Consider the following 14,070-nt stretch of genomic DNA (forward strand, 5'->3'; position numbering starts at 1 on the left):
ACGGATAGACGTGCGTTCGATTTCGCGCTATGCTGGTTCAGAATTACGATCGACGTTCAATTATTGGTTTCCCTTTTGGCCCACAAGATTTTCGGTACCGAAAGTCGATGCGAGTGCTCGCAGAGCATGGATTGCCAGATAACAACAGGACGATTCAGATGGATGCAGGTACTGCTTCGCACGATCCCCTGATGGATGTGCCGTTTCGCCCGATACGCCTCGGCAGCATGGATGCCATCGTCGAGCAAAGGCCTGATGGAAGCGTTGTATATGAATTGAAGGAAGCGCTTGAACCCTATCCCGTGCGCTTGACGGAGCGGCTCGAATACTGGGCGAGCGTCACGCCCGAACGCGCGTTGCTTGCGCGGCGCACGCCGGACGGCAAATCATGGGAGTCCCTCACCTATAAGCAGGCGTTCGACGGTGCACGCGCACTGGGGCAGGCGCTGCTCGATCGAGGTTTGTCTGCGTCCCGTCCGTTGATGATTCTTTCGGATAGAAGCTTCGAACACGCGCTCTTCGCGCTCGCCGCATTACACGTCGGGGTTCCCTATATTCCGGTGACGCCCGCGTATTCGCTTTTATCGCAGGACTTTTCGAAGCTTAAGCAACTCGCGGCCGTGTGCACGCCTGGCCTCGTCTTCGCGGATGACGGCGCGCAGTATGGCCGTGCATTGCGCGAAGTGTTCGGCGACGTGGAGTGTGTCGTCGTCGGTCCGTTGCCGGAGGGCCGAGCCGGTTCGCGCGTCGCGGAGTGGCTGACGACACCGGTTACGGCCGAAGTCGATAAGGCGTTTAACGCAGTCGGCCCGGATACCGTGGGCAAGATCATGTTTACTTCGGGAACGACGGGCGCGCCGAAGGGCGTCATCTACCCGCAGCGGATGTTGTGCAGCAATCGACAGCAGGTCGCGCAAGTGTTCGCGTTTCTTCAGGACGGGCCGCCGGATCTCGTCGACTGGCTGCCATGGCATCACACCTTCGGCGGCACACATAACTTTGGCATGGTGCTATACGGCGGGGGCACTTACTATCTGGACCCCGGCAAGCCGACGCCGGAGGAAATCGGCCCCACGGTGCAGGCATTGCGTGAAATCGCGCCGGTGGTCTACCTCAATACGCCCCAAGGATTGGCCTCGCTCATCCCGCATCTGCAGGCGGACAAGGAACTGCGCGAGAAGTTCTTCAGCAAGCTTGCACTGATCTACTACGGCGGCGCAAGTCTGCCGGAGTACATCTGGGCCGAACTCGACGAACTCGCCGTACGCACGATAGGCGAGCGCGTGCTCATCATGTCGGGGATCGGCAGCACGGAGGCAGGCCCCACGCCGATGTCGGCCGCCTGGGATCCGCGGCGCGAGGCGATTGCAGGATTGCCCGTTCCCGGCGTGAAAGTGAAGGTGGCGCCCGTCGGAGCGAAGCTGGAAATCCGCTTCTTTGGTGACTGTGTTACTTCGGGGTATTGGAAAGACCCCGAGCGCACCGCTGCCTCGTTCGATGAGGAGGGATATTTCTGTTCCGGCGACGCTGCAACGTTCATCGACCCGCAGCGCCTCGAACTTGGCCTGCGCTTCGATGGCCGCATTGCCGAGAATTTCAAGCTGTCAACGGGCACATGGGTCAACGTTGGCGAGTTGCGTCTGCATGCGCTGAACATTTTCGGCGCGTACGCGCGCGACATCGTCATTGCGGGGCACGACCGCGACTACCTGACCGCGCTCGTATTCCCTGACATCGAAGCGTGCCGCGCGCTTTGCGACGACCTTCATGATCCGATGCCGGGTGTCGATCAGATCATTAACAGCCGTGGCGTGCTGGCGTTCTTCCAGAAGGGCGTCGATAAGCTCGCTGCGCGCCCCGGCGGCAGTTCCGCCCGTATCGCGCGCATCGTGCTCGAAAGCGAGCAGCCCACGCTCGACAACGGTGAATTGAGTGCGAAGAGTGCGATCAGTCAGCGCAATGTGCTCGAGCGGCGTCGTGGCGTCGTAGAGGAGCTATATCGCATGCCGCCTACGCCGCGCACGCTTGTAGGCAACGTAGCCGTAGCCGACGCAGACCGAGTTCAACGTACCGAAAACGCTGGAAGCTAAACAATATGGATTTTCGCGTAGACCCCGCCGACATTGCGTTCCGCGAAGAAGTTCGGACATTTCTCAGGGAACACTTGCCGGCAGATATGGCTTTTCGCGGGCAGCAGGGCTTTCTTGCAGGCGGCGACGATTCGCAGCGCTGGACCCGCATTCTGCACGAAACGCGCGGATGGTCGGTGCCGCATTGGCCCGTTGCCGACGGCGGCACGGGCTGGACCGCGATGCAGCGTTACATCTTCGAGGAAGAGTGTTATCTCGCGGGTGCGCCCACGCAGAATCAGGCGGGCGTATCGCTCGTCGGCCCCGTGATTTGCGAGTTCGGCAACGAAGAGCAGAAGCGGCGCTTTCTTCCGCCGATTCAGCGTGGAGAAGTGTTCTGGGTGCAGGGCTTTTCGGAGCCGGGCTCGGGTTCCGATCTCGCGTCGCTGCGCACGACGGCGGTTCGCGATGGAGACCACTACATCGTCAACGGACAAAAGATCTGGACGAGCTTCGGCGCCTATGGGCAATGGAACTTCGTGCTGGTGCGCACGGATAGCGAAGCGAAGCCGCAAAAGGGCATATCGTTCCTGCTGCTCGACATGGCTTCGCCTGGTGTCACCGTCCGGCCCATCGGCTCGCTCGATGGCTGCCATCATCTGGCCGAAGTGTTCTACGACAACGTACGCGTGCCCGCCGAAAACCTGATCGGCGAAGTGAACAAGGGCTGGGGATATACGAAGTTTCTGCTCTTCAATGAGCGCGCGTTCCTTGGCGCCGAAGCACCGGCGCTCAAGCGCTATCTGCGCAAGATCCGGCACTACGCGTCGCGCGAGCGCGTGGCGGGCAAGCCATTGATCGAGGACCCGACGTTTGCGGCGCGTCTCGCGCAACATGAGCTGGAGGTTCGGGCAATCGACATGGCGGTGCAGAAGATTTTGCATCAAGGGATAGACGAGCGCAGCGGCGGCATGGCAATCGGCTCCATGCTCAAGGTGCGAGGCTCGGAACTTCACCAGAAGCTCACCGAGATGCTGCTGGAGGTGATTGGCGACTACGGCGCCGTGTTCTATCCCGACCCGAACGAAGAGCGCGCGCTGCGCGACGTGTCGTTTACCGGGCCCGAATATGCGCCGGGCCTCGCTGCCGAGGTTTTCTATCGGCGCGCTTGCACGATCTATGGCGGGACGGCTGAAATTCAGCGCAACATCATCGCCAAGGCGATGTTCGATCTGTGACGCTGCGTCGATCCCCGTTACGGGGGCTCGTATTAATTGCCAGTACAAAAGAGGGTGCAGCATGGACTTTGAGTTGAGCGACGAACAGCGGATGCTGCAGGAAAGCGCGCAACGCTTCGTGCAAAAGAGCTATACGTTCGAACATCGCCGCAATCTGGCTTCGCAAGGGGGCGGCTTTTCGCGCGAGACGTGGCGCACGCTCGCCGAGATGGGCTGGCTTGGTATCGCGGTGCCGGAGGAGATGGGCGGGCTCGGTTTCTCGCCTGTGGAAAGCGCCATTGTGGCTGAGCGGATCGGGCGCGCACTGGTGCTGGAACCATACGTGATGTGTGGCGTGCTTCCGGCGTCGATCGTAATGCGCTGTGGCCGCGAAGGGCAGCGCGAAACGATCCTCGGTGAGATCGTCTCCGGCGAAGCCGTCTACGCGGTCGCGCATAGCGAACGCGAGGCGCGAGGCCAGGTGCATTACGTAACGGCCACGGCGAACAGGACGGCAGACGGCGCCTGGCGCCTCGACGGCTACAAAACGTTCGTGGTCGGCGCGCCCGTTGCCGATCGCCTGCTCGTCGTCGCTCGCACCGGGGGTGCGGCCAGTGACAGGGACGGTATCGGCCTATTTCTCGTCGATCCAAAGCAGTCCGGCGTGACGCTCAAGACGTGCGCGCTCCTCGATGGCACGCCGTCGGCCGACCTGCTGCTCGAAGGCGTGATGGTCGCGCAGTCTGATGTCGTCGGCGAAGCTGGCCGCGCATTCGAAGGATTGCAAGCCGCCGTCGACGAATCGATCGTCGCGCTCTGCGCGGAACTGGTGGGCGATATGGAAGACGCCATCGAACTCGCTTCCGAATACCTGAAAACGCGCAAGCAGTTCGGCGTTGCGATCGGCAGCTTCCAGGCGCTGCAACACCGCATGGCCGACATGGCGATCGATGCGATGCAGGCGCGAGCAACCCTGCATCGTGCATTGCTCGCGCTCAGTGAGGACAGTGAAAAGCGAAGCGTGGAAATCTCGGGCTGCAAGGCGCAGACCACTCGCAGCGCGAAGTTCGTTACGCAGCAGGGCATTCAGTTGCACGGCGGATATGGCATCACGAACGAATACAAAGTGGGCCATCATTATCGCCGCCACCTCGTGCTCGATGCGTTGTTCGGCAACATGGACTATCACCTGAATCGCTATGCCCGGCAGATCCAACATGAGGCATTGGCCGCAGCGGCATGAACCCCTATCGAGGCACCGCCATGGACGCAAAGGGAGCCGATTTGCTCGGCATGACGCATCAGGATGCCGTTCTCACGCTGACACTGAATCGGCCCGAGGCCCGCAACGCGCTGAACCTCGCGTTGACGGAAGCGCTCATCGACGCACTACACCGCTTCGAAGCCGACGAAAGCCTGCGCGTGCTGATCGTAACGGGCGCCGATCCGGCCTTTTGCGCGGGACTCGATCTGAATGACTTCTCCGCCCCCGATGCGCCCCGTGCGCGAGTCGCGGAAATGATCGATATGTGGCCGCGCGTTACCAAGCCGGTTATCGCGGCGGTGAACGGCGCTGTCGTCACGGGTGGGCTCGAACTTGCAATGGGATGCGACTTCATCATTGCGTCCGAGCGTGCACGCTTTGCGGACACGCACACAAAAATTGGCGCACTCGCCGGAGGCGGCATGACCGCGCGGTTGCCACATATTGTGGGCCCGAGATGGGCCAAGCAGTTTAGCTTCACGAGCGATCCGATCGACGCAGCCACGGCATTGCGCATTGGTCTCGTGAACGAGGTGGTCGCCCACGATCAGTTGATGGAGCGCGCAGCGGCGCTAGCGAAGACGATCGCGAGCCGCCGGCCCGATCTCGTCGCCACAGTCAAGCACGTGATCGATCAGGGTGCGCTGACAACGCTCGAAGAAGCCTTGCGTATCGAGAAAGCGACTTTGGCGGAACGAAAGCAACGCGGCGGCATGGCATGGCAGGTGCGGAAGTAGTCGATCTGCCAAACAAAGCGTGTAACGCGGGCGCGGGAGCGCCAGCTCGTCCAACGACTTCGCCCTACGGCGGCTAACATGACAAATCTCTACGGCCTTCCAGACGACATCCAGGTGACGGCCGACGGCGGCCTGCGCATCATCACGCTCAACCGGCCAGACGATCTGAACGCGTCGACAACGGAGATGCTGTTCAGTTATCCGAAGCTATTCGCCGCGCTGGCTGAAGATCCCGAAGCCCGCGTGGCCATTCTCACCGGCGCGGGACAGGCATTCAGCGCGGGCGGAGACATGAACCACTTCGTCAAGACGCTCGACGACCCTGAGTTTGCGCGGCGCGTTCAAGAGAACGCGCGCCAGACCATACACGGTTTCATCGACGTGCCGATTCCCGTCATCGCGGCGGTCAACGGACCTGCGGTGGGCTGGGGCGCGACGATGGCCACGTTGTGCGACATCGTTCTGATGTCCGAGAAGTCGTTTCTGGCCGAGCCGCATATCAATATCGGTCTCGTCGTCGGCGATGGAATTTCAGTAGCGTGGCCGCTCTACACCAGTCTGCTACGCGCGAAGGAGCTGATCTTTACAGGCGATCGCATCACTGCGCAGCAGGCGGTTGAATACGGACTCGCCAACCGCGTCGTGGAGCCCGCCAAGCTGATGGACGAGGCCTTGGCGCTTGCCGAAAAGCTGCTCAAACAACCGCGTCACGCGCTGCGCGAAACCAAGAAGCTGATGAATCTCCACCTCCATCGCAGCGCGGCGCAGATGCTCGACACGACGCTTGCGCGGCAACTGGCGGCGACGCTCAGCAATGAGCATCACGAGATCGCCTCAGCGTTCATCGTCCAACAGAAACGTAAGCAAAGCTAATCCCGCCCGGTGAATTTCCTTCATCGGCACTTTCGTGTTTATGTGGAGTACGTATGCGCTCTTCGCTTTTCGACTTGACTGACAAAGTCGCCATCGTCACCGGATCGAGTCGCGGCATTGGGTACGCCAGCGCGCACGGTATGGCGGAGCATGGCGCGAAAATCGTCATTTCCGGACGTAACTCCGACGCCTGCGAAACTGCCGCGCAAGCGATCAACGAAAAGATTGGCAGCCGCGTGGCCATGCCGTTTGCCTGCAACATCGGGAGGAAGGCCGAACTGCAAAATCTCGTGGATGCAGCGAACGGCGAGTGGGGCAGAGTCGATATCGTGATGGCCAATGCGGCAATTCATCCGTGGATTGGATCTGCCCTCGACCTACAGGACGAAACGTTCAACAAGTTCATGCAGGTCAACGTACAGAGCAATATCTGGCTCGCGCAGATGACCGTGCCGGGCATGATTGAGCGCGGATATGGTCGCTTCATTTCGGTGGCATCGGTGGTCGGCCTGTTCGGCGATGCCGTGACGGGAACCTACGGGCTCACCAAAGCCGCCGATATGCAACTGGTGCGAAACCTCGCGATGGAATTCGCCGCGAAGGGCGTCACGGCCAACTGCATTGCGCCCGGGACCTTCAAGACCGAGATGGCGCGTTCGCAATGGGAAGATGAGGCGATGGTCGAATGGTACCGTGGCCGCAATCCGTCGCAACGCTTCGGCGAGGTCGAAGAGATTGCCGGGCTCGCCGTGCTTCTGGCTTCACCGTCGGGTGGCTATATCAACGGTCAGACGATCGCGGTGGACGGCGGCCATACGATCTCGTTTCGCTAACCTGAACGAGGAGTCCGCATCGTGCGTCCCCAGATGTTCAAGACGCGAATTACCGATTTGCTCGGCATTCGCCACCCCATTCTTTGCGGCGGTCTCGGGCCACGCGTGTCCGATGCCCGATATGTCGCGGCCGTCGTCAACGCGGGTGGCATGGGGTTCATTGTCGGCGCCGGCTTTCCCGATGCCGACGAATTTCGCAACGAGTTGCGCACCTGTCGCGAACTCAGCGGCGCGAAGAACTTCGGCGTCAATCTCTACATATCGCGGCAAGCGGGCGGTGCGGAGCGCGTCAAGCAACAGATCCGCATTCTGATCGAAGAGAGAGTCGCTTGCGTCGAGACGGCCGGCGCGAGTCCGGAAGCGGTCGTGCCGTTGCTCAAGGAGGCGGGCGTCAAGGTTCTGCACAAGGTGCCCGCTGTGCGCTATGCGCATACGGCGGTGCGGATGGGCGTCGACGGTGTGATCGTCGTCGGCAACGAATGCGGCGGTCATCCCGGCATCTATCAGATCGGCAGCATCGTGCAGGCCGCGCAGGCGCCGCGTGAAATTGGCTTGCCCGTGGTGATCGGCGGCGGCATCGGTACCGGGCGGCAACTTGCGGGCGTTCTGGCGATGGGTGCTGACGCTGTCATCATGGGCACGCGCATGATGGTTGCCGACGAGCTGTGGATTCATCCTGATGTCAAGGCGAAGGTGGTGGCGGGCGACGGCAGCGAGAGCGTCGTGGTCAAGTCAGCGATTCGTGATCACCACCGCGTGCTGCGCAACGAGAGCGCCGAGGCGGTCCTGGAACTCGATCGCGCGCAGGTGACTGAGTTTGAGCGGTTCCGTCCCTACGTGATGGGCGCACTCGCACACGACGCATACGTGACTGGCGACACGCGCAAGGGCATGATCGACTACGGCCATGCGGCCGTCTTTGCCGATGCGGTCAGGAGCGTCGAGGCAATCTTCGACCAGATGATCGACGACGCGGTGGCCTCTGCGAACCGGCTTAACAAGCTGATGACGTAGACGCTTGTCATGGCGAAGACAGAGCGCGCAGCGGGCCACGCGGGTCCGGCGCACGTGGCCCCCAGGCTACAATCTCACGCGTACTGGTTTCAATACCGGCAATTCATACGCGATCTCTATCGACACGCCATGAGCGCAGTAAAAAGGCCGCGGGCCACGCTTGAGGACGAGGCTTTACCACGTGCGAAGCGGGGTCGCCCATTCAAGGCCGACGCGGCGAAGCGCCAGGACAAACTGCTCGACCACACACTCGAGCAGTTCATGGCCGTGGGCTATCGAGCGGCGACTATGGACGGCATCGCGGCGTCGTTTGGCGCGAGCAAGTCCACGATCTACCGACGCTATGGAAGCAAGGCGGGTCTGCTGAGCGCGGCGATGGAGCGCGGCGTTCCGCTGCTGCTCGATCCGCTGGCGCAGGTTTCGACCGATGCTCGCCGCTCACCGCGCTCGGTGCTGCGCGACTATGGCGAAATCATTCAGTCTTACCACGCTGATCTGAGTATCCGCGCGATGTGGCGGGCGGTGAGCGAGGCGAGAGACGAACTGGGAGAAATGCTTGGACGCGTTGTCGAACAGCAGGACAGGGCGTTGGCTCCGATCGCTGACTATCTCGCCACGATGGCACGCAATGGAAAGATCGTAGTTGCCGATCCGCGTGCGGCCGCTGCGTGCTTCGGCGCGTTGACGAGTGGCGGTCTCGCCAGTTTCCTCGGCGAGCCGCCTCGCGAGAACGAGCGGCATGCCGTGCTGGAAGTCGCACTTACGCTGTTTCTCGACGGCATACTTCCGCGCGCATCGACCCGGAAGTAAATGGCGGCTTCCGTCGCGCGGCACTAACCAAACAGTTTGCGCAACGTGCCGCCCATAGGAACCGGGAGCGTCGCACCCTCGTCGTAAGGCCAGCGCAGCATGCCTAGGGCGGATGCGGCACCGCCATCCACATGCAACACCTGACCAGTGATCGACTTTGCGAGATCGGAAGCGAGGAACAACACCGCGTTCGCCAGATCGTCCGCAACGGGAGGAGCTTGCAGCGGGATGTACATCTGGAAGGCTTTCGCCCACCATTCAGGCGGCGCATCGGCGTTGAGCGAGCGCCAGGGCTCGGGAATGGCTGCTGCGTTGCCCGCGCTGGGCGTCGTGTCGGGCGCGATCATGTTCACGCGTATTCCGAGCGGACCGAGTTCCCAGGCCATCGCCTTCGAGAAGTTCGTCGTTGCCGCTTTCGCGCCCGCGTAGACCGCGAAACCGCCGGCGCCGCGATGAGCTTCGATGGTCGTGAAATTCACGATCGAGCCGCCGCGACCGCTGCGCTGTAGTAGCGGCACCGCGTGGCGCATCGACTCGATTACGTAGCCGAAATTGCGCTGAATGTCGTCGGCGCAATCGCGTTCCGAGCGGTCCATGAATGGCTGCATGCACGTGCCGCCAACCACGTTCACAAGCGTGTCGATGCCATCGAAGAAGTGCGCCGCCTCGCTATAGAACTGCGCGAGCTGGCGGGGCTGCGTGGCGTCCGCTTGCATGCCGAGCACGCGGCGTCCCATTGCGCGCAACTCCGCCGATGTGCGGGCAATGCTTTCGTCATCAATGTCGCACAAGGCGATATCGACGCCGGCCCCGCCGAGTGCGAGGGCGGCCGCTCGGCCAATTCCCGCCGCGCCTCCAATCAACACCGCCCTGCGTCCTGCAAGCGCACCTCTGCAATCCAGAATGCCCATCGGCTTCTCCTGCCATCGTGATGTAAGCGATCGAAAACACAACGAATCTCTTGAGTTGAATAATGGTACTGTCGGTGCTATTGTTGCTCAAGGATATTAAAGCAATCGACGGAATGCGCGTCCGCGAATTCCGAAGAAGGCGCTGGTGCAACGACGTCGATCAATGGAGAAACCCGGCGTGACCGACATCGAAAGACTCATTGCAATCGAGGAGATCAAACGACTCAAGGCGCGCTATCTACGCTGCGTCGACACAAAGAACTGGGCAGAATTCAAATCCGTGTTCGCCCTCGATGCCCGATTCGACATCAGTGACGACGTGCCCGGATGCATGCTTGCGGGCGGGGAGGAGATCGTGCAGGCGGTCAGTGTTCCGCTTGACGGTTGCGTGAGTGTTCATCACGGCCATTGTCCGGAGATCGATATCACATCGGACACAACGGCGAGCGGCATCTGGGCAATGGAAGACATGTTGCGCTGGGAAGCGGGCTCGGCGTATCCGAATCGCACACTGCATGGTTACGGTCACTACATCGAGACCTACGAGAAGATCGACGGTCAGTGGTTCATCAAGAGCATGAAACTGCGGCGACTACGCGTCGATGTCGGAGTGCAGGCATGACGCAAATAACGTATCGGATGCGGAACGTACGATTCGCTTCGACGGCCGCGTTGCGATCGTCACGGGCGCCGGAAGCGGATTGGGACGCGACTACGCGAAGGCATTGGCGGAGTTCGAATCGATTATCAGCGGCTATCGGGCGACGGCGAAGCAGCGGCTGGAACCGGCAGGGCCTGTGACCAACGAAACGAAGGAACGAGACATGGAGAAGCGATCGTGACACGCAGAATCGGCATCATCGGCGCCAACTGGAGCCTGAAAGTACACGGCAGCGCCTGGCGGCTGTTGCCCGATGTAGAGGTGGCGGCGGTCTGCACCGCACACCGCGAGACCGCCGAAGCGGCGGCGCAGGCATTCAGCGTGCCGCGCGCCTATTGGGACGTCGCTGACCTCGTTGCCGATCCCACACTCGACATCATCGATGTCGGCAGCCGGCCCGCTTATCGCTACGACATGGTGATGGCCGCTCTCAATGCAGGCAAGCATGTGTATGACGCGTTGCCCTTTGCGGTCGACACGGAGCAGGCCGTCGCGCAGAGCGAACTGGCTGCGAAGAAGGGGCTGGTCGGCGTCGTCGATGCACAGTTCCGCTGGGTGCCCGCAGCGATGCACATGCAGGCGCTGATCGCAGACGGGTTTCTTGGCGAACCGCTCGGATTCAATTTTCAGCTGCTTCAGCCGCTGCGCAACCATGATGGTTTCATCTATCCGCACGCCTCGTATCCTGGCGGCGGCGTGTCTCCCTACAAGTGGCTTGCCGACGCGCAAAGCGGTGGCAGCGCATGGCGCAATTTCGGCAGCCACATGGTGCTCCTGCTCATGCCGCTGCTCGGGCGAGTGAAAGCAGCGGCCGGGTCCGACACAACGGGTATCAAGCAATGGCGTCTGCCAGACGGCAGTGCATACACGCCAGACACTGCCGATCTTGGCTGCAGCGTGCTGCGCATGGAAAACGGGGCGCTGGGCACGGTGCAGACGAGCTGGGCCGTGGCCGATGGTCCCGGCATCCGCGCCGAATTGTGGGGGACGAAGGGGCGGCTGCTCTATGTTGATCCTACCTTCGGCGACGGTATTTCCTCGCGTCTTTATGCGGGCAAGCCGGAGCCATTCGAGTTCGGTACGGCGGCAGGTGAATGGCTCGAAACGCCTGCTCAATATTTCGCCGTTCCGGGAACGGCGTTCTCAAAGGAGAATGCTCCTTCGTACATGGTGTCGATGGGCTGGATGTTTCACGACATGCTCCAGGCCATTGAACTAAAACGCGCACCGTCACCAGGTTTCGAGGAAGCCACGCACGCGCACAGGGTGGTGGAGGCGGTGATCGAATCCGGTCGCAGCGGACGGTGGATCGAGATCGGCGGTCGTTGAGAGAGTTGGTGTAGAGCCGCCTTTATTCGAGCCACGTTTTGATGCCTGCGATGTACTCGGCCATCCGCCCGCGAGCCTGGTCCCTGTCGCGGGCGATGACTGCGCACGCAATCTTGCGATGATATTCCTTGATTCTCGCGACGACCCGGTCCCGCTCGGGCCGGCTTTGCCGGTGAAACGTGGAATGAGCGTCGGCCAGTTGCAGGACGATGCCATCGAAAAGGCGCAAGGCGGGATCGCCACACAGTTCGGCTAGCAGGAAATGAAATCGCAGGAATTCATCGGCCCCTGCGCGGCCGTCGAGTTGCGCTTCGGTTTGTATCTGATCACGTAGCCGTTGCTCGCCTTCCCGGTCGAGCCGTTCAATGACGAGATCCAGGACGGCCAACTCGAGTGCGCGGCGTGTCGCGAGAATATCGCGCGACGCGATGCCCGCATACTCCAGATAGACGCTGACGGCCTGCATCGTCGCGCTCAGATCCGGCCTGGCGACGATCACGCTGCCTCCGGTGCCGCGCTGCACCCTCACGATGGAGTGGTGCTCGAGCAACCGGATCGCTCCGCGCATTGCGGCGCGACTCGCCCCATGGATCTTTATTAAATCCTGCTCGGAGCCGAGAGGCAATCCCTCTGGCCATCCCAGCTGGATGATGTGCTTCAGGAGTGACACGAAGAGCGTCTGCGCGCGCGTGATCGGCGCCCCGAGCGCATTGCATTTGCGTCGAGGTGCGGCGGGTGACGGCAGCGCGGGCGTCATCGCGGCCAGCATCGAAAGCCACTGCTGGCGCGGGGCTTCGGAGGGATGCTGACCTTCGCGCATTTTCTCGCGGCGCTGTGCGGCGAACTGGTTGAAGAGCGCGACATCGGCCGCCGGCACGACCAGCGTCAGGCTTGCCATGCCTTCGGCCTTCTTGCGCGCCCGATAGTCGGCAACACGCTCTGCAGACGACCTTGCCATTTTCCAATTCGGCTCGATAAAAATGCGAATATCGTTCAATATATCGCACGGATCGTTACGTGTAACGTTTTTTTTTTGCATGCGAAGTCCGCGTGTTTCTAAGCGTGGAAGTGAAATCAGAAAAATCAACGTGTTAGCTGCAGTGTGGCATGGCTGATTTTTCGATCGACCCGGGGTGTGACGAGGCGAGCGGATCGAACGGTTTTTCACCGCGGTCCGTGATGCCTATAGTGAGCCAATTCAACCACTTCATCCCGTGACGGAAAATCTAACCATGAGCGACACGAAACCCACCATGCCGCGGCGCGGAGATTTCGGCTGGCAACCTCTCGTCAGCGCCTTCGAGCCCACCATTGAGGACATGATGTCCAATCGCGCCTATTTCGGAATGCCGCCCGAGGCGCTCTATCTGTGGGGAACATTTAGGGACGAGGATGGCGAGATTTACTGTCCCATGCGCCGGATTCCCGCCGGCTTGCAGACAGACGCGAAGGACTCACGACGACGCTTCTATCTGTGCACCACGCTCGGTCACGAGGACGGCATGCACATGCATCCCGTCGGCAAGGAGTCCGTGCCGAATGATGGCTTTTCGAGGACGCTGGAAGGCGAGTGCATTCATTGGAAAAGCCATCCGCAGGCATCGGGCAATCGCTTTCATGTGACATGGACGCCGGACGAATGCAGCTGGTTTGAGGAAAACGGCATGGATATCAAGGGCCAGCTCGTTAAGCCGGGCATGCACTGGTATCTGCCGGGACGCGATGCTGGCATGTATTACGTTGCGAACATCTTCGAGATGGAAGGGACCATTCTCGGCAAAAAGGTGCGCGGCATGATCGGCTTCGATCCGATCTATATGTACGAAGGCGGCGAGATCTACAAGACGAAAGACGCGCTTGTGCAGGAGAAGCTGGAACTCGTCTGGTACACCTGGGCGACGCGCTACAAAGATGGCAGCATCGACTTCGGGCACTTCACCCTTGGCAATGACATGTTCGGGTTTGCAATACTCGGCAACGAGAAGGGGGAGGTGCGCTACACATACGACGTGACAGGCAAGGTCGACTTCGGAACGAACGGCTATTGGCAGGAAGGAATCCGGTACTCGGCATTTGGTGACGAATGGGAATTTATCCCAGATCCGAAGGGGCGTCTGGTCGGTCTCGGGACACTGAAGAACCCTCAGGTGGACGGCCGCTGGCGCCGCGTTGGCGACACTCGCGAACCGGACGTCTGGTTCGGGTGGGGAGAGGCGGCACCTGAGCACGGCGACCGTCCGGTCAACCGGCTACGAGACTTGGGCACGCGAGTTGGCGTGAACTTCCGAAAATACTGAAGCCGCCGACAAATTGGTGGTCGTGATTGAGCATGGCGAGGAAGGCGACACGCGC

General features: G+C 61.2%; 13 protein-coding genes. 11 read left to right on the forward strand and 2 right to left on the reverse strand.

Annotated elements, in window-relative coordinates; translation table 11 throughout:
* Positions 1-158: 158 nt before the first annotated feature.
* The 8 genes from BMW76_RS24770 to BMW76_RS24805 all read left to right on the forward strand — a co-directional run bounded on the left by BMW76_RS24770 (position 159) and on the right by BMW76_RS24805 (position 8,817).
* Positions 159-2,090, forward strand: coding sequence for an AMP-binding protein (locus BMW76_RS24770; RefSeq protein ID WP_090869990.1), 1,932 nt, complete (start codon positions 159-161; stop codon positions 2,088-2,090).
* Between the two features lie 5 nt (positions 2,091-2,095).
* The gene (locus tag BMW76_RS24775; protein ID WP_090869992.1) at positions 2,096-3,307 is read left to right on the forward strand and encodes an acyl-CoA dehydrogenase family protein; all 1,212 of its coding nucleotides are present in this window, start codon (positions 2,096-2,098) and stop codon (positions 3,305-3,307) included.
* A gap of 61 nt (positions 3,308-3,368) precedes the next feature.
* Complete coding sequence (locus BMW76_RS24780) at positions 3,369-4,529, forward strand: acyl-CoA dehydrogenase family protein (protein WP_090869994.1); 1,161 nt, start codon at positions 3,369-3,371, stop codon at positions 4,527-4,529.
* Between the two features lie 20 nt (positions 4,530-4,549).
* Positions 4,550-5,287 carry an enoyl-CoA hydratase gene (locus tag BMW76_RS24785; RefSeq protein ID WP_090869996.1) on the forward strand — a complete coding sequence of 246 codons (738 nt, stop codon included), beginning with the start codon at positions 4,550-4,552 and terminating at the stop codon, positions 5,285-5,287.
* A 78-nt stretch (positions 5,288-5,365) separates the two neighbouring features.
* Entirely contained in the window at positions 5,366-6,160 is a 795-nt protein-coding gene (locus BMW76_RS24790) for an enoyl-CoA hydratase/isomerase family protein (RefSeq protein WP_090869998.1), read from the forward strand.
* 74 nt (positions 6,161-6,234) lie between these two features.
* The gene (locus tag BMW76_RS24795; RefSeq protein ID WP_245763364.1) at positions 6,235-6,993 is read left to right on the forward strand and encodes an SDR family NAD(P)-dependent oxidoreductase; all 759 of its coding nucleotides are present in this window, start codon (positions 6,235-6,237) and stop codon (positions 6,991-6,993) included.
* 21 nt (positions 6,994-7,014) lie between these two features.
* Entirely contained in the window at positions 7,015-8,007 is a 993-nt protein-coding gene (locus BMW76_RS24800; RefSeq protein WP_090870002.1) for an NAD(P)H-dependent flavin oxidoreductase, read from the forward strand.
* 129 nt (positions 8,008-8,136) lie between these two features.
* On the forward strand, positions 8,137-8,817 hold the full coding sequence (locus BMW76_RS24805) for a TetR/AcrR family transcriptional regulator (protein ID WP_090870004.1): 681 nt from the start codon (positions 8,137-8,139) through the stop codon (positions 8,815-8,817).
* A 23-nt stretch (positions 8,818-8,840) separates the two neighbouring features.
* Here BMW76_RS24805 and BMW76_RS24810 read toward each other — a convergent pair whose 3' ends face one another.
* A complete protein-coding gene (locus BMW76_RS24810; protein WP_090870006.1) occupies positions 8,841-9,728 on the reverse strand; it encodes an SDR family NAD(P)-dependent oxidoreductase in 888 nt (295 codons plus the stop codon).
* 178 nt (positions 9,729-9,906) lie between these two features.
* On the opposite strand from BMW76_RS24810, the gene BMW76_RS24815 reads away from it, so the two are divergent.
* Both BMW76_RS24815 and BMW76_RS24825 read left to right on the forward strand, forming a co-directional pair.
* Positions 9,907-10,350 (forward strand): nuclear transport factor 2 family protein, encoded by a 444-nt coding sequence (locus tag BMW76_RS24815; RefSeq protein ID WP_090870146.1) that lies wholly within the window; start codon positions 9,907-9,909, stop codon positions 10,348-10,350.
* Between the two features lie 216 nt (positions 10,351-10,566).
* Positions 10,567-11,718: a Gfo/Idh/MocA family protein gene (locus tag BMW76_RS24825; protein WP_090870010.1), complete on the forward strand. Its 1,152-nt coding sequence runs from the start codon at positions 10,567-10,569 to the stop codon at positions 11,716-11,718.
* Positions 11,719-11,740: 22 nt separating this feature from the next.
* Here BMW76_RS24825 and BMW76_RS24830 read toward each other — a convergent pair whose 3' ends face one another.
* Positions 11,741-12,886 carry a FadR/GntR family transcriptional regulator gene (locus BMW76_RS24830; protein WP_245763365.1) on the reverse strand — a complete coding sequence of 382 codons (1,146 nt, stop codon included), beginning with the start codon at positions 12,884-12,886 and terminating at the stop codon, positions 11,741-11,743.
* Between the two features lie 64 nt (positions 12,887-12,950).
* Here BMW76_RS24830 and BMW76_RS24835 point away from each other — a divergent pair, with 64 nt between their 5' ends.
* A complete protein-coding gene (locus tag BMW76_RS24835) occupies positions 12,951-14,015 on the forward strand; it encodes a hypothetical protein (RefSeq protein WP_245763366.1) in 1,065 nt (354 codons plus the stop codon).
* Positions 14,016-14,070: the final 55 nt, after the last annotated feature.

Origin of the sequence: Paraburkholderia diazotrophica (assembly GCF_900108945.1) — a bacterium.
In the GTDB taxonomy this organism is placed as follows: Bacteria; Pseudomonadota; Gammaproteobacteria; order Burkholderiales; family Burkholderiaceae; genus Paraburkholderia; species Paraburkholderia diazotrophica.